Source organism: Hymenobacter sp. BT491, assembly GCF_014349165.1.
GTDB lineage: Bacteria > Bacteroidota > Bacteroidia > Cytophagales > Hymenobacteraceae > Hymenobacter > Hymenobacter jejuensis.
The window spans coordinates 1,001,718-1,021,102 of the sequence record NZ_JACSJJ010000001.1 but is presented as its reverse complement, the minus strand read 5'-3'; the positions used below and the strand labels follow the sequence as shown (position 1 = coordinate 1,021,102).

General features: G+C 57.4%; 19 protein-coding genes. 11 read left to right on the top strand and 8 right to left on the bottom strand.

The window, feature by feature from the left end; translation table 11 throughout:
* Positions 1–73: 73 nt before the first annotated feature.
* The 4 genes from H9I52_RS04305 to H9I52_RS04290 all read right to left on the bottom strand — a co-directional run bounded on the left by H9I52_RS04305 (position 74) and on the right by H9I52_RS04290 (position 3,888).
* Positions 74–1,273: an ABC transporter permease gene (locus H9I52_RS04305; protein WP_316248000.1), complete on the bottom strand. Its 1,200-nt coding sequence runs from the start codon at positions 1,271–1,273 to the stop codon at positions 74–76.
* A gap of 2 nt (positions 1,274–1,275) precedes the next feature.
* Positions 1,276–1,533 carry a hypothetical protein gene (locus tag H9I52_RS04300; protein ID WP_139513796.1) on the bottom strand — a complete coding sequence of 86 codons (258 nt, stop codon included), beginning with the start codon at positions 1,531–1,533 and terminating at the stop codon, positions 1,276–1,278.
* A gap of 181 nt (positions 1,534–1,714) precedes the next feature.
* A complete protein-coding gene (locus H9I52_RS04295) occupies positions 1,715–2,731 on the bottom strand; it encodes a glycosyltransferase (RefSeq protein ID WP_187452798.1) in 1,017 nt (338 codons plus the stop codon).
* A 155-nt stretch (positions 2,732–2,886) separates the two neighbouring features.
* Positions 2,887–3,888 (bottom strand): lysylphosphatidylglycerol synthase domain-containing protein, encoded by a 1,002-nt coding sequence (locus tag H9I52_RS04290; RefSeq protein ID WP_187452797.1) that lies wholly within the window; start codon positions 3,886–3,888, stop codon positions 2,887–2,889.
* 24 nt (positions 3,889–3,912) lie between these two features.
* Between H9I52_RS04290 and ruvC the strand changes: the two genes are divergently transcribed.
* The 6 genes from ruvC (at position 3,913) to H9I52_RS04260 (ending at position 8,733) form a co-directional block, all read left to right on the top strand.
* Positions 3,913–4,539 (top strand): crossover junction endodeoxyribonuclease RuvC, encoded by a 627-nt coding sequence (gene ruvC / locus H9I52_RS04285; RefSeq protein WP_139513801.1) that lies wholly within the window; start codon positions 3,913–3,915, stop codon positions 4,537–4,539.
* Between the two features lie 34 nt (positions 4,540–4,573).
* A complete protein-coding gene (locus tag H9I52_RS04280) occupies positions 4,574–4,789 on the top strand; it encodes a KTSC domain-containing protein (protein WP_187452796.1) in 216 nt (71 codons plus the stop codon).
* A gap of 143 nt (positions 4,790–4,932) precedes the next feature.
* A complete protein-coding gene (locus tag H9I52_RS04275) occupies positions 4,933–6,234 on the top strand; it encodes an LVIVD repeat-containing protein (protein WP_187452795.1) in 1,302 nt (433 codons plus the stop codon).
* Positions 6,234–6,908, top strand: coding sequence for a hypothetical protein (locus H9I52_RS04270; protein ID WP_187452794.1), 675 nt, complete (start codon positions 6,234–6,236; stop codon positions 6,906–6,908). The genes H9I52_RS04275 and H9I52_RS04270 overlap by 1 nt, the downstream gene beginning before the upstream one ends.
* Positions 6,909–7,211: 303 nt before the next feature.
* Entirely contained in the window at positions 7,212–7,970 is a 759-nt protein-coding gene (locus H9I52_RS04265; protein ID WP_187452793.1) for a cytochrome b/b6 domain-containing protein, read from the top strand.
* 1 nt (position 7,971) lies between these two features.
* On the top strand, positions 7,972–8,733 hold the full coding sequence (locus tag H9I52_RS04260; protein WP_187452792.1) for a molybdopterin-dependent oxidoreductase: 762 nt from the start codon (positions 7,972–7,974) through the stop codon (positions 8,731–8,733).
* 229 nt (positions 8,734–8,962) lie between these two features.
* Here H9I52_RS04260 and H9I52_RS04255 read toward each other — a convergent pair whose 3' ends face one another.
* From H9I52_RS04255 to H9I52_RS04245, 3 genes are read right to left on the bottom strand one after another with little or no spacing between them, the layout of a single operon-like run.
* On the bottom strand, positions 8,963–9,763 hold the full coding sequence (locus H9I52_RS04255; protein WP_139513812.1) for a PhzF family phenazine biosynthesis protein: 801 nt from the start codon (positions 9,761–9,763) through the stop codon (positions 8,963–8,965).
* Positions 9,764–9,801: 38 nt separating this feature from the next.
* Positions 9,802–11,061 carry an imidazolonepropionase gene (hutI, locus tag H9I52_RS04250; protein WP_187452791.1) on the bottom strand — a complete coding sequence of 420 codons (1,260 nt, stop codon included), beginning with the start codon at positions 11,059–11,061 and terminating at the stop codon, positions 9,802–9,804.
* Positions 11,062–11,069: 8 nt separating this feature from the next.
* Positions 11,070–13,529 (bottom strand): hypothetical protein, encoded by a 2,460-nt coding sequence (locus H9I52_RS04245; RefSeq protein WP_187452790.1) that lies wholly within the window; start codon positions 13,527–13,529, stop codon positions 11,070–11,072.
* Between the two features lie 129 nt (positions 13,530–13,658).
* Between H9I52_RS04245 and H9I52_RS04240 the strand changes: the two genes are divergently transcribed.
* Entirely contained in the window at positions 13,659–13,874 is a 216-nt protein-coding gene (locus H9I52_RS04240) for a hypothetical protein (RefSeq protein WP_139513817.1), read from the top strand.
* A 144-nt stretch (positions 13,875–14,018) separates the two neighbouring features.
* Here the strand turns inward: H9I52_RS04240 and H9I52_RS04235 are convergent, their stop codons facing one another.
* The gene (locus H9I52_RS04235; protein WP_262385937.1) at positions 14,019–15,143 is read right to left on the bottom strand and encodes a spore photoproduct lyase family protein; all 1,125 of its coding nucleotides are present in this window, start codon (positions 15,141–15,143) and stop codon (positions 14,019–14,021) included.
* Positions 15,144–15,398: 255 nt separating this feature from the next.
* Between H9I52_RS04235 and H9I52_RS04230 the strand changes: the two genes are divergently transcribed.
* From H9I52_RS04230 to H9I52_RS04215, 4 genes are all read left to right on the top strand, one after another.
* The gene (locus H9I52_RS04230) at positions 15,399–16,241 is read left to right on the top strand and encodes a nuclear transport factor 2 family protein (protein ID WP_187452789.1); all 843 of its coding nucleotides are present in this window, start codon (positions 15,399–15,401) and stop codon (positions 16,239–16,241) included.
* 96 nt (positions 16,242–16,337) lie between these two features.
* Positions 16,338–16,961 (top strand): bifunctional nicotinamidase/pyrazinamidase, encoded by a 624-nt coding sequence (gene pncA, locus H9I52_RS04225; RefSeq protein WP_187452788.1) that lies wholly within the window; start codon positions 16,338–16,340, stop codon positions 16,959–16,961.
* 1 nt (position 16,962) lies between these two features.
* Positions 16,963–17,493 carry a 2'-5' RNA ligase family protein gene (locus tag H9I52_RS04220; RefSeq protein ID WP_187452787.1) on the top strand — a complete coding sequence of 177 codons (531 nt, stop codon included), beginning with the start codon at positions 16,963–16,965 and terminating at the stop codon, positions 17,491–17,493.
* A 283-nt stretch (positions 17,494–17,776) separates the two neighbouring features.
* Positions 17,777–19,315 (top strand): T9SS type A sorting domain-containing protein, encoded by a 1,539-nt coding sequence (locus tag H9I52_RS04215; protein ID WP_187452786.1) that lies wholly within the window; start codon positions 17,777–17,779, stop codon positions 19,313–19,315.
* Positions 19,316–19,385 lie beyond the last annotated feature (70 nt).

Here is a 19,385-nt window from a genome sequence, read left to right as displayed (position 1 = left end):
GATACAAGGAGCAGCAAGTACTCAGAAATTTCTTTTCAGAAGGTCAAAATTGTCATTTAAAACCAGAACCTACTCATCCGGCAATCGGAGTTTTGGGATCATAGGCGTCGCGCAGGCCGTTGCCGAGCAGGTTGAAACTCAGCACCAGCAGGCTGATGGCCGTGCCCGGCAGCAGCGTGAGCCACAGGCCGGCTTGGGTACCGATGAGCTGAAACCCCTCGTTCACCATCAGCCCCCACGAGGGCGCAGGCGGCTGCACCCCTAGCCCCAAGAAGCTCAAGCCGGCTTCGAGCAGAATGGCCGCCGCAAAGTTACTGGTTGCCAACACAATCAAGGGGCCCGTCATGTTGGGCAGCAAGTGCCGCCAGATGAGGCGGCTCTGGGGCAAGCCCAGCACGCGGCCGGCTTCCACAAAAGTTTTTTCGCGCAACGATAGCATCTGGCCACGCACTACGCGGGCCACATCTACCCACATCGTAAGGCCCACGGCCACAAAGGAAGTCCAGACGCCTTTGCTGTCGAGGGCCAGCGAGATGGCAATCACCAGCATGATACCGGGTATGCTCCACACCACCGTCATTATGCCCATCAGCACGCTATCGACCCAGCCGCCCACGTAGCCCGCTACGGCCCCAACGAGCATGCCCAGGGCCAACGAAATCAGCACGGCTACCAGCCCAATGCCCAATGAAATGCGCGTACCCAGCAGCAGCCGGCTCAGCTCATCGCGTCCCGATTTGTCGGTACCAAGCCAGTAGGTTCTTTTTGTAATTATTTCACTGTCAATTACTTGCTTTTGATCCTCTACCGAACCGCTTTTGCCCGTGAGGGCCGCCAGCGCATACCGGCGCGGCTGATCGGGCAGGGCGCTGTGGTTGCGATAAGGCTCTATGACCACCGAATCGCCGACGATGCGGTAGCCGCTAACAGGCACTTCCTGGTACCGAAGCTCGCGTCCGCGCCACCAAGTAGTGAATATATTATCTTGATTAGCAACTACTTGCCTGGAAGCGCTGGACGGAGGCAAGCGTAAAATAGTGGCGTCAAACCCCGGCGGCTCTTTCTGCAATTGCACCACGCTGTTGTTGGCGTTGGGCGAATTGTCGGGCAGCACCCAATACCCCGCCAGCGCGATGAGGGTGCACAGCACGATAAAGGCCAGCCCCGCCATGGCCGGCCCGTTTTGCAACAGGCGCTGCCGCACGTAGTAGCTCGGTGGCCGCGCCGGGGGCGCAGCCCGCACAACAGGCGCCAGAGAAGATGCAACGGCCACAGTTAGCGCGTATTATGCTCCAACAAACCGGCTTTGGTAGCCAGAAAATAGCAGTCGCGGGCGATGGCCCCAAACGAGGTGATTTCGTAAGCCAGCTCGGTATCAGGGTCGGGGTAGAAGCACTTAACGTACTCCAGCTCTAGCAGTCCGCGCAGGTGCTGTTCGAGGTCAGCGGGCGCCAGCCGGGTTTTCTGGGTGAGGTCGCGGAAGGAGGTGACGAAGTAAAGCTCGTCGAGGATGTCGTATTCGGTATCGGTCACAGAATCTAGGGCAGGTGAACTAAGCAAATGTAAAGCTATGGCGTGGGAAAGGGAAAAATTGCCGCAAATGAGTATTGACCGCCCCTTCTCCCCTAAAGCCAGGCTACTATTCTGCCCTAATATACCTCAGAATAGGCCATTTTCTTATCAACAGCCCCGAAACGCACTGCAAGGATTAGAATTACGTAACGCTCCTGCCCTTCCATGAATACCCGCCCCGAAGCCCCAGCAGCCCGACGGCCAGCGCGTAAGGCGCATACGCCACCTGCAACGGCAGCAACCACCAGAGCCACCGCTGCCGATCAAAAAACTGTAGCACGGGCTGCATAAACCACGCATCGCTACCTAGCTTTAGCACCCATGCCACGGCCACCCACGGCCAAAGCGTGGGGCGAGCTATTGCCAGCACCAAACCCATCAGCAATGCCACATTGGCCAGCAGCACCAACACGGCGAGGCGCTGCGGGGCTGCCGCTTGGTAGTGCTGCCATTTGCTGGCCCACCGTACGCGTTGGGCTAAAAATGCCGCCAGCGTTGGGGGCGCGGCTGTCGTCACGATGGCGTCGGGGTTTTTGAGGAACCGAACGCTACCTGGGTAGGCCGCGTGTAGCTTGTGCAGCAGAAATTCGTCGTCGCCGCTGGGAACGTGCTCGTTGCCCGCAAAACCCTGCACCGCCGCGAAGGCGTCGCGGCGGTAGGCCAAGTTGGCGCCGTTGCACATGGTAGGCGCACCCGCCCCGATGCTGGCAGCACCCACGCCCACCAAGCCCGCAAATTCTACCCCGGTCAGGCTGTGCCAGCCAGACTCTGGGCCGGTGAGCAGCACCGGGCCACTGACGAAGCGCACTTCCGGGGCGTGGGCCACTACTTCGGCGTAGCTGCTGAGCCAATTCGGACCCACGCGGCAATCGGCATCGGTACAAATTACCCACGGGGCTTGCGCTGCTTCTAAGCCCGCTTGCAGGGCAGCTTTTTTACCTGTCGGCGTGTTAGGCTGGTCAGCCAAACGAATCAGCCGCAACGTGAGTGGGCTGGCAGCGACGGCTTGCAATACAAGTTTCGCCGTAGCGTCAACGGAATTATCGTCAATTACAATCACCTCATAATCAGATGCTTGCAAAGATTGCTTAGCTAGGTCAGTCAGAAGATTGGGGAGGTTTTCGGCTTCGTTTCGGGCAGCAACGAGTACGGAGAACATTACGCTGTCCGGGCTTGACGCTTTGTTAGCCAAGGCTTTATTTCTTTCCGGGAGCGGGGATTGCGGAATGAGATTCCATGCACGCCGAAAGGCCAGCATCTTCGCGGCATACAGCGCCGGAAACACCAACAGGGCTAACGCTACCCAAGTGCTGCTCACGAGTTTACGGCTGCTTTTTCAGCTTTGGATTTCTTCTTTCGGAAGACTTTCAGCCGCAATACAAACAGCAAACCCGAGGCGCTGGGCAAGGCAATGTTGATTACCCACAAGCTCAGGCTCGCGCTCAGCACCGGCAAAACCGGCTGCCCCAACAGGCCAAACAAATGCGTAGCCGACAATTCGCGCACGCCCACGTCCGCCAGCGCATTCAATGAAGGCACCAAGGATTTCAGCAAAAACGTGCCTGCAATAGCCGCCAAACCAGGGCCCACGGGCGGCGTGGCACCATACGCCATCAGCAGCAGACCAAACTGTGCGCAAAACACTGCATACCGCAGGCACGAGAGCCCCAACACAGCATGGATTTCGCGGGCCGAATACGTGGGCATCACGGCCAGAAACCGCCGGAATCGGCGCAACGGCCGCACCAGCGTAAGCGCCGCCAGCAACAAACGACTGCGGTACAAAGGCAGCAAAACCGCCGCGTTGAGCAGCAGCGTAGCCGCAACAAGCCCTACTTCCGTGGCCGGATAGCCGATCAGGTAAAACTTGAGCAGAAAGTACAGCAAGCCCACAGAGCCCGCCAGCACGGTAGCCACCAGTTGGCAATAGCGCCCCAAGAAAACCGCTCCTAACGCGTCTAGGCGGCGGCTTTTTAGCTCGATGATGCGGCCGGCGTAATCGCCTACTCTGTTGGGAGTTACAAAACCCAGCGTCAGGCCCACGAGCACGGCCCGGAAGCTGCGCTTAAATGAAACGGGTTCCAGATGCCGCGCCAAGCGCCACCATTTCCACGCCTCTAAGCCCCAGTTGGCGGGCACCAGGGCCAGCGCAGCCAGCACCGGCACCGTCAGGACGGAGCCGAGCAAACTACGCCACGCTTCGGCGGTGGCGGCATCGGTGAATACGGAGCGGTAGAGCAAGCCCAGCGTGAGCAGGGTCACGAGCAATTTGCCCGCTACCACCAGCAGACTGCGCCGTCGGGCTGCTACATCCAAGTTAGTTGCGTAGTTTTGTTAAACATGGCTCTCCCCCCGACTTCCCCTTTGCTCGATAACAAGCTTATTATGGGCGTCGATCCCGGCACCCAGATTATGGGCTACGCCATTATCGAAGTGACCGGTCAGCGGGTTGATGTGTTGCGCTACGACGTTATCAATCTGAAGCAGTACGGCAGCAATCACGCCGTAAAGCTAAAGAAGATCTTCGACCGCATGGTCGAACTGATCGAGGAGTTTTTGCCCGACGAGCTGGCCATCGAGGCGCCTTTTTTTGGCGTCAATGTGCAAAGCATGCTTAAGCTAGGCCGGGCCCAGGGCGTGGCCATTGCAGCGGCGCTTTCCCGCCAAATCCCGTACGTAGAATACGCTCCTACCAAAGTCAAGCAGTCGGTAACCGGCTCTGGATCAGCTAGTAAAGAACAAGTAGCCCACATGCTGCGCCAGACCCTGAAGCTCCCGCCTATCGAGGAAGCTTCTAAATTTCTGGATGCTACCGATGCCTTGGCCGTGGCCGTTTGCCACCATTACATGAAGGGCAACAACGTGAAGGCAGGCGGCAAAAGCTGGGGCAAATTTCTGGACGAAAACCCCGATCGGCTTGCGAGTGGCGCAGCAGCCAAGAAGCCCGCGAGAGCTAAGGCTAAGTAGTTAGGTTATTGACAGTCAATTAGTTATAAAGAAGGTGAAACGCCGCCCTATCCGCTCTACGTCCTTGAAAGCCGTCGGCTACGAAGCCGATACCCTGGCGTTGGAAATCGAATACCGCAACGGGCGCGTGGTGCGCTACACGGGCGTGAGCGAAGCGGTATATCAAGCACTGCTAACGGTGCCGGGCAAAGCGCTGTTTGTGGACCAAGTGTTGGAAGGCAGCGGCTACCAGCGTGAGCAGGTGCGCTAAATAGCCTTCTTCGAATCAGGGCAAGAAAATTTTAAGGGGTTGCAACCTTTCGGGTCGCTGTCGGCTCGAATTAAGGTAGCCGTTGCAAACAGGCATGCACTGCGGTAGCGGGCTCTTGTTCAATCCTTTATCCTTACCCCTATATGATTCGAATCGCTACTTACCTTCTGAGCTGCTTTCTGCTCCTGGGGCTGACGGCCTGCTCTACCACGGACTCCGACGAGCCGCAGCCAGGAATTATAGATCCGGGATTTGCCAGCTACTACGCCTACAGCTACTGCCCCATCCTCATTAAGCGCGATGTACTGGAGCAATCGGTGGCGTCGTTGGCACCCCGGCCGATGCGTAACACGGGCAAAATCTATCTGCAAGGGCGCTACATCTTCGTCAACGAACGCTTCGAGGGCATCCACGTCATTGATAATCAAGACCCTGCGCACCCCCAGATCGTGAGCTTTTTGCGGATTCCCGGCAACATCGACATGGCGATGCAGGACAATCTGCTCTACGCTGACAACGGGCCGGACTTGGTCACCATCGACATGACCAACCCGCGGGCGGTGCACGTCACTAGCCGCGTGCGTGATGCTTTTCGCGAGCTGCCCATGCCCGAAAGTCTGCCGCTGCTCCCCGCCTGCGCGCCCAACCAGCGGCCCGCCAACACGGTTGTCGTCGGCTGGCAGAAAGTCGAAAATAAGATTGCCCTATCGCCTAATAACAATATGGATTGGAGTCGCATCATGATGTTCAACTCCGCGCCGCTGGCTTCGGCTTCCACCGGCTCGGCGGAAACGGCCGGCAAAGCAGGCTCGCTGGCGCGGTTTGCTGTGCTCGGTCAGACGCTTTATACCGTTGACAATCAGAGCCTTCACTTATTTGATTTGGCTGACCCCACTACGCCCAAGGCTGGCCCAAAAGTAGAGCTGCGCTTCGGCGTAGAAACCATTTTCCCCCAAGATCATTACCTGTTTTTGGGTACGCAGCTGGGCATGTACATCTTCGACGTAGCCCAGCCGCAAACGCCTGTGCAAGTAGCTTTCTTTCAACACATTGCCAGTTGCGATCCGGTGGTGGTCGATGGTCGGTTTGCCTACGTGACGCTGCGCAGCGGCAATACGTGTCGGCGTGGCACCAACGAGCTGCAAGTCATCGATCTCACCACCCTGAGCCAGCCCCGCTTGGCGCGCAGCTACCCCATGACCGGGCCGCAAGGCCTCGGCGTGGAAGGCAACCGCCTGTTTATTTGCGACTCCGACGGCCTTAAAACCTTCGATACCAGCAAGGCGCCCGAACTTACACCCTTGCAGCAATTTCCAGTAAAGGTCCACGACGTGATCCCCGACCGTACTACTTTGCTGGCTATTGGAGCCGAAGGCCTGTACCAATACAGCTACGACGGCCCGGTGCTCAAGCAACTGAGTCTGCTGCCAATTTCGGCTAACTAATGTCTGCCCGTCTGTTTGGCTCAGCTCTGCTTTTGGCAGGGCTGAGCACCGGGATTCACGCGCAAGCGCAAGTTCCCGGCCGTTCGCTCGCCGTGAAATTCGTGCCGCAGCATCTGGTTATGAGCGGCTATTGGCTGGAACTAGAGAGCCAGCGCCGCGAGCATCCGCTCCAGAGCTTCACGGTAACGCCGCAGTTTTACCACGGCCCCGTAGGCCACCCCGACGGCGCTGCCAACAGCCTGAATGAGAACCCCAGCGTGCGCGGGTTTGGCGTGCAAGGCCAGCACCGCTTCTACCTACGCGCGCCTACCAAAACCTCATCACCGGCAGGGCTTTACGTGAGCTACGGACCACATTTCCAACACTTTCAGGTAGGATTTGAGCGCACGGGCTGGCACGAAGTACAGGGTCCCAACGACCTTCCGTATTACGAATACGGCCCAAAACACTTCACGGAAACCATCAACCGCTACGGGGCCGATGTGCAGCTTGGCTACCAGGCACCGCTGCTGCCCGGCCCGGTTTTCTTTGATGTGTACGTAGGTGCAGGCTTGCGCCAGAGCAACAGTAAGTCGTCGTTCGGCACGGTACAATACCGCTCGGGAAGCTCCAATTATGGGGCACGCGGCCTGTATTTTCCGGCGGGCGTGAAAGTGGGAGTAGCGCTGCGCTAGCGGGCAGCGCTACTCCTTTTCATCTAGTCGGGATCCTCTCAAAAAACGCAAGATACAGCATCTTAAGGGTGTCTAGTTGCAGGTTTCTGATCGCGGATTGAGATGCGGACATAGTCGATATCGCTGGTCCAGGCAGAGGGTTTTCATCGTGAAGTAAGCGTACGCGCGACGGTGCTGTTTTGCCTGCTGGCAGGGCAACATCCTTGGGAAACCGCATGCGCTGTTTAAGTATTAAGTATATAGAATTAAAAATGTATCTTCAGTTAGGTTAACAGGAAACTACAACACCTTGCTCTTCCGCTCATGCGCGCGCGCTACCCGTCAACGCTTGATACCATTCGGCATAAGGGCTGGGTGAGAGCTTCGCATTGGATCGTAACGGTGAGTTTCTTCGCCCTCGCTTTTAGCGGAGCTGAAATTCTGATGGTACACCCCCGGCTGTATTGGGGAGATACCGGAAACGATCTGACCCCCGCCCTTTTTGAAGTGCCCATCAGTCGCAACTACCAGCACGGGGGCTGGGAGAAAACCGCCCGCTTTTTCAACACCCCAGGTTCGCCGGTGAGCGCCAGCCGGACCTATGACATTTTCAATAAGAATGGCTGGGGACGTAGCCTACACTTCCTGGCGGCTTGGTTCCTCGTCGTAACGGGCACGGGCTATCTGCTGGCAGGGCTATTCACGGGTCATTTCAAAGACAGGCTGTGGCCCCGGTCCCGAGAGTTCAGGCTACACTTGTTCTGGCGGGATCTTCTTGACCATTTTCGACCGCTGAGCCAGGCTGCAACCCAGAGCCCGCACTACGGCCTGCTGCAGAAATGCACCTACTTCGGGGTGGTAGCTTTCCTGTTGCCCCTGGCCGCTCTGACGGGCCTGACCATGTCGCCGGCGATTACGGCCGCCCACCCGTTTTTGTTAAAGCTGTTTGCCGGAGCTCAATCCGCCCGCACCCTCCACTTCTTTGCTTCCGTTGCGCTCCTTTTGTTTCTGCTCGTGCACGTGGTAATGGTCATTCGGTCGGGCTTCAAACGCCAAATGCGAGGGATGACGCTAGGGAAATAACATGAAAAAGAACTACCTCATCACCCGGCGCAAGGCCATCATTACCGGCCTGACCTCCCTGGGCGGGCTGCTGCTGACCGGCTGCGTAAAAAAAGGGCCGCCCACCTACGGCAACATTCTGCGCATGGGCGATGCGCTGACCTACGCGGCCCAGCGTACGCTGCTTCCCGGGCAGGCGCTGGCCAAGGAATACGAACGCAGCGCCATCTCTTCGTTTCCCGCGACCGGAACGACCAACCCGGGTAGTCTTACCCACAGGGGAGACAATCCTAACATACCGTACAGCGAGGCGTACGCCCGCTTGCATACGGGCGCCTTCACCGACTGGGGCTTGTCAATTGAAGGGCGCGTGGCCCGCCCGAAAGCGTATTCTCTCGCCGAGCTTAAACGCTTCCCTTCCCGTACGCAAATCACGCGACATACTTGCGAGGAAGGCTGGACAGCCATCGCGGAGTGGACTGGGGCGCCCTTGAGCCTTGTCCTGCAAAACGCTGGAATCATGCCGAGTGCCCGCTTTGTGAATTGCTATGCCTACGACGGCTACATGGAAAGCATTGACCTGCTGGATGCCTTTCACCCTCAGACTATTCTGGCCTATGGCATGAACGGGCAGGATCTGCCCACCCAGCACGGGGCGCCGATGCGCCTGCGGGTAGAGAACCAGATAGGGTACAAGAGTGTGAAATTTTTGCAGCGCATTGTAGTGACCGACGAATTCGTGGACACCGGAGATAGTGGCTGGGCGTGGTACGTGGGCATCTGAGCCTGCAGAAAGTCCTCCGATTCCTCTTGGGAACAGCATTGCCAAACACGGCCCTCACACCTTGCGCTTTTATCTGCTATCTGCGCCTGAAGTCAGCAGGTAGCCGAGGCCATTACCAAAAAATTTCTGGGTTCATGTTCAGCCGCGGGCTTCGGGTCCAGCAAGCAGGCAAGCTGTTCTGGTTGCTCAAACAGCGGTTTGAACGCAATCACCCAATCCCGGAAGGCAGTTACTCCGCCATCAGCTCGATTTCTCCTTTCAGATACGTAACGGCATAGCCCCCTATCAGCACGCGGTCGTCTTGCAGCTCGCACCACAGATCGCCGCCGCGGGACGAAATCTGGCGGGCTCGCAACGTATTCTTGCCCAGCTTCTTAGCCCAGTACGGAATAAGCGAAGCATGGGCCGAGCCGGTCACCGGATCTTCGGGCACCCCGACGCGCGGCGCGAAAAAGCGCGAGACGAAATCGATGCCGTTGGAGCCGGGGGCAGTCGCGATGACGCCGATGTACTCCAACTGAGCAATTTTGGCGATGTCCGGGGCCAGGGCATGCACTTCGGCTTCGGTGCTGAAGAGCGCAACCAGGTCGCGCGAGGCCAGCACTTCGAGCGGCGTGGCGCGCAACGCATCCCGCAAGCCGGTGGGCGGCACGTCGAGGTGGCGGGGCGGACGGCTGGGAAAATCCATGGTGAAGCGGCCATCGGCGGCGTGCCGCACGCGCAGCGGGCCGCTTTTGGTATGGAATGTAATTTCTTCGCCCTTGAAATTCAGGTGCCGAAACAGCACGTGCGCCGACGCCAGCGTAGCGTGCCCGCACAAGTCGATTTCGGCAGCCGGCGTAAACCAGCGCAGGTCATACTCCCCTTGCGATTTGGGCACGAAAAACGCCGTCTCGGCCAGGTTATTTTCAGCGGCTATGGCCTGCATAGTTTCGGCCGACAGCCATTCGGTGAGCGGGCACACCGCCGCCGGATTGCCGGAAAAAACGCGGTCGGTGAAGGCATCTACTTGATAGAGAGGAAGAAGCATAAAAAAAAAGAAGGCAAGCTTTTAGTGTGGAGAAATGCTCATTGCAGGTTTTGGCGTTTGCCGCCAATAATTACCTCCTGCACCGGGTTTTCGCCCAGCCAATACGGAATCTGGCGATAATCATCTAAGGTAAGAATCAGTATGTCAGCCATATATCCTTCAGCTAAACGTCCGATCTCGTGGGCCCGATTTAAGGCCCAGGCGGCATTTAGGGTCACGGCTGCGATGGCTTCGAGTGGCGTCAGGCCCGTTTTCAGGCAGGCCATGCTCAGGGCCAACCACAGGTTTTTGCTGGGGCACGAACCCGGATTGAAATCGGTGCTGACGGCCACAGGCACACCGACATCGATGAGCTGCCGGCCGAGTGCGTAACGCTCCTGCCGCAGAAACAATGGCACCAAAGGCAGCAATACAGCCACGGTGCGGCCATTTTGGGCGATACGCGCCGCGTCTGGCAGGCTCAGGTAATCAACATGATCGACGCTGATGGCCCCCAATTCGGCCGCCATCGCGCAGCCACCCAAATCGTGCAGCTGCTCGGCATGAATTTTCAGCCCGAAACCCAGCGCCTGGGCCTGCTGCAAATACGTGCGCGCATCATCAACGCTGAAAGCGCCTTCCTCACAGAAAATGTCGACAAACTCGGCCTGGCCGCGGATCTCCGGCAGCACTTCGGTAGCCAGCATGTGCAGGTACTCGGCTGGGCGGCCTTTGTATTCGGGAGGCACCACGTGCGCGCCCAAAAACGTCGGTACTACGCGCACGGGTTGGCGCTTGCTGGCTTCCAGGGCCACGCGCACCAAGCGCAGCTCCGTTTCTTTGTCGAGGCCGTAGCCGCTTTTAGCTTCCACCGTCGTAACGCCGTAGCGCCGGAAGCCATCGAGGTGGTGCAGCGCGTTTTGTAGCAATTCGGCGGCGGAAGCTGCTCGTGTGGCCCGCACGGTGCTCAAAATGCCACCGCCCGACGCCAGAATATCAAGGTACGATTCGCCCTGTAACTTGCGCTGAAACTCCCCGGCGCGGTTGCCGGCAAACACCAGGTGGGTGTGGCACTCGACCAATCCCGGCATCACCACGCGCCCCTGCGCATCCAGAACTTCCGTTGTGGCACTGATCTGACGGTCGTCGAGTTCGAGCATCGGCCCTACCGCAGCGATTCGGCCTTTTTCGCACGCCACGAAGCCATTTGCAAGTATTTGCCAATCAGATAGTTGTGATTTAGTTAAAGGCCTATCTGTTGGGCCACCCACGAGCGTGAGGATCTGGCCGCAGTTGCGAATCAGTAAGTCGTAGGGCACAGAATCTGCTATTTTTCGTGGTTCGGCGGGGTTACGAGCCGGCGCGCAAACGTCGTGTAAAAAGGCATTTGTCGGTTGATGGCGTGTTGCTCAATGTTGGCCAGGGCCGCGGCAAGCGGCATATGCGAGAGGCCTACTCGGCCAAAATGCACTTCCGTCAGAAGATAATAAACGATGTAATAGTCTTTAAACCAGCTGTATTGGTCGAGCTGCTCGCGCAATGCAAGGCTTCTGTACGCCGCTTCCGCCTCCGAAGGCCGGCCGGTATGCAAGAGCGCGACCGCCCGAAAGGCTTGCAGGATCTGGGTGTATACATTGTCCTGATAGTCCTCGAGTTCCGGGTAGAGCGCCAGCGTGAAGTCGTGCCATTCCAGCAGCTCCGCGTAGCGCTGCATCAGGAAAAAGGCTTCGGCCACAAAATAATGGAAGCCCGCCGGAAAAAACTGGTACGCAGAAGGAAACAGGTCGACGGAGCTGCGCGAACGAGGGATTTCGCGGGCTTGGTTCTGCAAGCTTTCCATCGAAAAGGCGATTTCCGGCTGGCCTTCTACGAAATACTGATGCACCAACTCGGAGAAAACCCGTCGCCCCTGCGGAAACGAATGAAACGCGTTGCTGTGCGGTACGCGCCGAATGGCGGCAATGTGCTCGGTACAGGCGGCATAATCTTCTTTCAAGAAATCACCCAGAAACAGCATGCAATTGCCAAACAATTGAGCTTCAGGAGTTTGCTTGTGTTGCAGATACGCCGTAATGGTCCGGCGGTAGGCCCGGTTGAGGTTGGCCTGATCTACGAAGGTTTCCACAAAATACAACTGCCCGCTGGGCTGCGCGGCCAGCAATGGGTTCAGGGCTTCGGCCGCCTCCCGATTCGTCCGCAGTTCCATCCCAAGGAAATGCCCCAGCTCCACCAGTTCACTCTCACTGAGGGCCAAGTCGAATATTTTGCTCAGCTCCGCGAATTGCTTCTGCTGCAACGCAAACAAAACCAAGTACTTAACCACTTCCAGCCGATGACCGAGCGCCGTGGTAGCTGCCACTACGGCACGGGCTAGCTCGAGGGTAAAGCCTTTGCGGGTTTCGAGCCAATGGCGGGCCACCATGTATTCGAGCAGCGTATCGTGGCCGAAGCGAATGTAGGTATCCACCTCCTGCCAAGGGCCGATACTGCGCTCTTCGCGCAGGATGCCGTCGGTGAGCAGTTCTTCGTAAGCCGCATAGTATCTGAGGATTAGCTCATCAAAATCGGTGCGGCGAAGCTGCCAGTTGGTTTGGTTTTCCAGAATGGCTTTGATTAGGGTATTAAGCAAAGCCGTTTTTTCAAAGCCGAACCGGGTGCTGTGAACGCGCTGGTGCAAAAACGCCCGGAGCAGGGTCAATTTGCTGCCTCGCGCCGCCACCGGGCCGGGCGATGCTTGGGCCAGCAGCTGCAAATAATATGGATGCTGAATCAGCGCCTGCATGTCCGACGACATGGCATCGTAGCTGATGGCTTGTGGCAGCCGGCTCAGGATGTCGCGCACCTCGCGGGGTTCCAGCAAGGGCACGTTGCTGATGCGGCCGCCAAACAAATCGAAGGAAATGCCAAACCATTGCTGGTGCAGGCGCGGGTAGCGGCGGCCCATCCACTGCACAAACTGCTCCCAATACACGGGGCGCGTCGTCATGACCAAGCGCAGCCACGGATGCTGCGGATGGGCCGCAACCGCATCGGAAAGCAACCGAAACAGGACTTCTTGCTGCACGGCTTGCCCGGTAGCTTCGTCTAGGCCGTCGAGCAGGATGTATACGTTGGGCATGCCCTTGGTGCCGGGCTCCGGAAAAGGGGCGTTCCCTGCTCCTTTCTCCCACAGACAACTCGCCAAAGACTGTCCGGGCGGGACGGACGCGAGCTGCCAGGCGGGCACCAGCCACAGGATATCGTTGGGCGCCAATTCGCGGGCCTGCTCGACCAAATGCGCCAGCAACACTGACTTGCCATAGCCTCCTTCGGCCACGAAAGCCGTCGCCACGCAGGTAGAAGCCCGAAACTGCTGCCAGTGTTCGAGCGCAAAGTGCCGGGCAATGGTTTGTTCGTAAGCCAGCCCACACTGCTCGCGAAGCACCGACAGCGTGTTGTTGGTAGCCAAGGCGGCATGCTGGGCCATCGCGCCAAAACCGGCCGGTGCCAATGCTGGCCGCTGCAGTTCGACGCAAGCTTCCCACGAGGCAAAGCCTGCATAAGTGGCTAGCACATCGAGTGTAAAGCGCGAAAACCCGCTGGTCGCGGGCACTAGTCCCATCACCCGCTTCAGGGTGCTCAGGCTGACAACCTGGCCGGTGCGCTCCCGCACGCTTTCGGCGAGGGCCTGGCAATCTTTCGGGTAGCGCACATCGCTGCCATATTGCTGGCAGACAGCAACTTGCAACGCACTCAAGGCTGCATCAGCCGCCGTGGCGTCGGCTAAAGTGTAGTTATTGGGTTGCAAAGGCGAGGTGGGTGGTAGCGGTGTTCAAACGATTCAATTTAATTGAAAAATTTGGTTCTGGCTTGGCAGCAACAAAGCTGGTAGGTTAGTATCTGAAATAAGTGCTGTTGGTCTTAATGCTGTCCCAAAATGAGTTACGCCGCTTCTTTTCCGCTTGACCAAAATACTGGTCGTGCCACTAGTGCCAGCCTTTCCGATGCAGCTTCTGCATCGGCTACGGCCTCTACTAAGATCCCTTTTCTTCCTAAGCTCCCTTCTACCGATCAGCCCCGTGGCGATCGGCCCGACCGCCGCAGCTATGAGGCGTTTGTCGACTATTACATTGCCTGTTACAAACGCTCGTAAGGGCGCCTGTAACCAGCAAGCATTTTACGTTAGTGTTGCTATAATTAGCTGCGTTTTTTATCAGACTATTTTTATCCACCTATAAAAAAGCGCTAAGCCAAAAGCTGGTTTAGCGCTTTTTTGTGTGATACGAATCCGAAAACCTTACGTCCAGTACTGCACCGGCGCGCTCGGAAAGCGCTTTTGCCATTCCTGATAGAAGAATTGCTTCATCGTGCGCATGTCGTCGGGCTGGTACACGTATTTGGTGCCGCCAAACTTATTGCGCTTCACCGCGCGGGTGGCCTCGTCGAAATCGAGGGACGTGTTGGGGTACCACTGCAACAATACGTCTTTCGAGCCGGGCGTAAATCGATGCGTGATGAACTCCACCGTTAGGTCGCACGGAAAATCGAGGGCCCCAGCAATCCGGTCGAGCAGGTCTAGGTAATGTTCGCGCCAATTGGGAATCTGCAGGATGGGCGCCAGCACCACGCCTACTGGGTAGCCTCCTCCGCCCTGTTCAACTGGCAATGCCAAGCGGCGCAATACCTGCAAACGGGCTTCCACCGACGCCGTGCCGCCCTCCAGCCGGCGGGCTACCGGCTCGGCATTCAAGCTGACGCGGGCGCGGGTGCGGCCGTGATGCGGCAAACCAAGCAGCGCATCTACGCGGTCGTACTTGCTCACAAAACGCAACTGCGCACCTTCCCGCGTGCCGTAATACCGGATGCATTCCTCAAGCCCACCCGTAAGATGCTCAATGCCAAGCACATCGGTATAGCAGCTTACTTCAAAGGAAGTTACGCGACCGGGCTGCTCATAGCGAGTCGTATTCTGGAGCAGCTCCGGCAAGTTGGCGTAGGCGCGCACTACTGGCGGCCCCGCCAAGCTTCCGGCCAGGTAGCAATATTGGCAGTGCGCCGGACAGCCTTCGGCCAAGTTCATCTGCCAGTCGGCGGAGGGCGGCGTGGGCTGCAAGCGCAAGGCACTCGGCGGGGCACAGACCACGGCCAGCGTGTTTTTGGCGTTGCGGTACGTTTCGCGCTCGTCGACACCGCGCAAGCCGGTAATGCGGTTGCTTTTGAGCTTTTCTACTTCCAGCCCGTGTGCCTTGACCCGCTCAAACATCTGCTGGCCAAAGGGTTGCTGTAAGGCATCGGGCGTAAATACCACGCGCTTCGGCAGCCAAAGCCGCGCCGAGTGCGTCAAGGGTGTAGGTCGAACGTTGGTGTTGGAATCGGAAAGAAAGGAATCAGAAAGCGAAACAAAGGGGCTGGTATCGAGCATCAGAACGCATCAGGTAGTGGTGCTCTAGAAACAAAGCAGAGCCGAAAAAGAGTCATTTTTTGGGTTTATTCATCAACTATAATTTATTGATAATCAATCTATTATGAATAAATATAAGCTATTACTTTTCCTTGGTCTCGTCACGGCATCCTGCCTACAATCTGCGAAAGCCATCCTTATGCCAGATAAATATCATAAAGTCTATATTAGGCCCACCGGTCATTCCGCTGCCTTTACTTTTCTCCCTGCTTTGCTATGCGCCTTTTCTGTTGTGCAGCCGCCGTGCTGCTTGCCTCTTCGCTGTCTGCACTGGCGCAAAAACCGGTCGAAGCAATAGTAGCAGCCGAACAAAAATTTGCCAAATCGGCGGCCGAACTGGGCACAAAAGCGGCTTTCCTGGGCAGCATGGCCGATTCGGCGGTGGTGTTTCCGAAAGGCAAACCTACGCTGGCTCGCCCCTACTGGCTAGCTACCCCCGACCGCCAGCCCACGATCACCTGGGGACCCGAATTTGCCGACGCGGCCAGCTCCGGCGACATGGGCTATACTACCGGGCCGTGGTACATCGAGGCTGGCGGCAAGCGCGTGGCGCACGGCCACTACAATACGGTGTGGGTGCGGCAACTCGACCAGCAGCTAAAATTCGTGGCGGACATCGGCGTACAACACGCTGCTCCTGAACCCGATAGCATCCCGACCACCGTTGCCTATGCCACCGCGCCCGGCCACGCCTCAAAGGATCAAAGCGCTGATATTATGATTCTGGAGCGGCAGCTTACGGCGGCCATTCGGGCCAAGGGCATGGCCAAAGCCTACGCGGCGGTTCTGAGCTCCGAAGCGCGCCTCAACCGCCCCGACCAATTTCCGCTGACCACGCCCCAACTGCAACGCCAAAACCTGGCGGCACAAGCGCCGCTGAAGTTTCAGCCCATGCGCGGCCAGGTTTCGCAAGCCGGCGACCTGGCTTACACGTACGGCACCTATCAGGCTGACCAACAGGCGACTAACTCAGGTGCTTATTTGCACATCTGGAAGCACGAAACGGCCAAGCACTGGCGGCTGGTGCTGGAAGTGCTCAATCCGTCGGCCGGGAAATAGCAGCTTTTGCGGCGCAGCTACGTAAAACCGCTGCCGACGTAGCGAAGCCCGTTTTGCCCGCTGCCTGTTCGGCCCGGCCAAGCCTTACCCGACCGCATGAAAGCTCTCTTAGTGATTGATGTTCAAAACGATTTTGTGCCCGGCGGCGCCCTTGCCGTACCCGCAGGCGACGAAGTAATTCCGCTGCTGAACGAGTTGCAGCCGCATTTTGATCTGGTAGTGGCCACGCAGGACTGGCATCCGCATCACCACAAGAGCTTTGCCTCCAGCCACGCGGGCCACCAGCCTTTTGACGTCGTAAAGCTGCACGGGGCGGACCAAGTGCTGTGGCCCGATCACTGCGAGCAGGGCACCGCAGGCGCGGATTTACACAAAGACCTTGTAACCAATAAGATAGAAGCCATCTTCAGGAAAGGCACCGATCCGGAAATCGACAGCTACAGTGGTTTTTTCGACAATGGCCATCAGAAATCAACGGGCCTGGCCGACTACCTTCGCGGCAAAGGCATAAACCAGGTGTACGTGGCGGGTCTGGCCGGCGATTATTGCGTGTATTTCACGGCGAAAGACGCGCTCCAGGAAGGCTTTGACACGTTTCTGATCGAAGATGCTTCCCGGCCTATCGACCCGGAAGGCTTTGAGAAAGCCAAGGAAGACTTGCAACGGCTGGGTGGTAAAGTTGTGCAAAGCAGCGACTTATTAAACTCTTCAGCTACTTAGGATGCAAACGCCTACTCCGGACGCGCCCCTGATTCTGACCTTGGAATTGGATGAAAAGTCCGCCGCATTTTTCAACGAGCTGCGCCGGCAGCATTTTCCGCGTGAGCGCAACTACCTCGACGCCCACCTGACGCTTTTTCACCACTTGCCCGGCCACCGCTTCTCCGAGATTAGCGAGGCGCTTGCGTTACGTTGCCGCGCCCAACCTATTATAGCACTGGCAGTTACGGGAGTACAATTTCTGGGCCGTGGCGTAGCTTATGCCCTCGATAGCCACGAGCTGCAACAGCTGCACCAGGAGTTACAAGCTCAGTGGCTGCCCGATCTTACGCCCCAAGACCAGCAGAAGCGGCGTCCCCACGTGACCATCCAAAATAAGGTCGCCCCAGAAGTTGCGCGCTTGCTTTACCAACAACTTACGGCCGAGTTTGCGCCTTTTGAAGCGCTGGGCACGGCCTTGCAACTATGGGAGTACCGCGGCGGCCCCTGGAAAGCACTCCGCAGATTCCCGTTGCAAGAACTAGAAAATTAGCATAATTCTCTATATATCAATACATTATACACTATTACTATTTCCTCGGTTACTTATCTACCGACTTCCTCAGATTGGGAAATTGGAAATCCACTTTATTAAATTATCTTGATATATTTTATAACAATCAGTAGATTGATTGGCGATTCTGGAAATCTTTTTTTGGAAAGTCGAGTAGAAGGATTGCCGTTGGCAAAATGCCTTCGCTACCGTGCTGATGTCTATAGTTTATACTTCTTGGCCCACCTATATGAAACACTTTGTACTTGCTGTGTCAGCGGTTATGTGCTTTTTCATAGCGAAAGCACAGGTTCCCACCAACAGTTTTGCGGTTACCTCGGCGTGCCCCGCCGCCGATAATAACCCGTCGGTGTTGCAAAAAATCAACGTGGGCGGTTCACTAACCCCTATCGGCACCATTGCGGAGGGCGGTACACCGCTGATGATCAACGCCTTGGGCTTTGACGTTGCAAATCAGAATGTGTTGTATGGCATGAACGTAGTCATTCCTACTTCCTTTACCGACCTCAACACACCGCCAAATTTGTACAGCATCAGTCTGACCAACGCGGCGGCCACCAGGCTGGGTCCCGTGACGCCGCCGCCGGCGCCGGCACCCACGTTTGGGTTTTTCACTTCCTCGATTGGCTTTTCACAAACCTTTAATTTCATTGGCGACGGCGACCGCAACTCCAATTACTATGTAGGCGCCGTTACGCTGCGCTATAGCTTTCCGACGTCCGATATACTCAACTTACCTTCGCCCTCGGGCGTTGTATCAGAGGTTAAGCTGTACGTAGGCGTGATTTCGTTGGCCGGCATTTCTTCCGCAAGTCCGCCTGCGCCGGTGTGGCACCAATTGAACACCTCCGATCCTGCTACAGCCGCTGTTATCAGCAATTATACTACTCAAGTTCAGACATTTATAAGAAGCAACGGCACTACTGCCGTGCCTGACGGCGGCATCCAGGACTGGGTGTATATCCCGAGTACAGGCAACCTGGTGAGCTACCTCGGCATAGAGGATAAGCTGCTGACCATTAGCAACCCCGCTGTGTTGCCGGTGGCTACTACCACCACTCCGACCACCCCTATCCCGACGGCCCAGAACATTGGGGCCATGTTCACCGACCGCTTTGAGAATGTGTACGCCGTGGATGCGGATGGCGGTACGATTTACAAGATCGATCACGTATTCGGCAACTTCTCGGGCGAGTCGTACGGGGCGGCATTTGGCTGCTCGCGGGGCGACGCCGTGAGCTTTGCGGGTGCCCTCCCCTTGCCGGTGGAGCTGACCAGCTTTACGGCCCAAAGCAAGCCCAATCGGGTAGCGCTGGCCTGGACGACGGCTTCGGAGAAAGACGCGGCCTCGTTTGTGGTGGAGCGTAGCACCGACGGTACGAAATGGCAACCCGTGGTGACCGTGGCCGCTACCAACTCCAGCACCGGCCATCGCTACACCGCGCAGGACGAGGCGCCCGTGCCGGGCCGCAGTTATTATCGCTTGGCCATGCTCGACCAGGATGGCACCGTCACGTATTCGTCGGTGCAGCCCGTCGATTGCGCGGCCGTGAGTGCCCGCATTGCGACCCTCTACCCCAACCCGACGCAGGCCGGCTTTCGCATGCTGCTTACGGCACCTACCACGGAGCCCAGCCGCGTCCAGATCGTGAACAGCACGGGCCAAGTGGTGTGGCAGGAAAACGTAGCCAGCGGCACCAGCACCGTGCAGGTACAGAACATGGGCCTGCCAGCGGGCCTGTATTATGTGCGTTTCAGCGACAAAGCGCAATCGCAAAAGTTGGTAATCACGGCTAAGTAGCTCGCAATAAACGGCTTACAACATAAAGGCTCGGTTTCTTTTTGCGAAGAAGCCGAGCCTCTGTATTTAA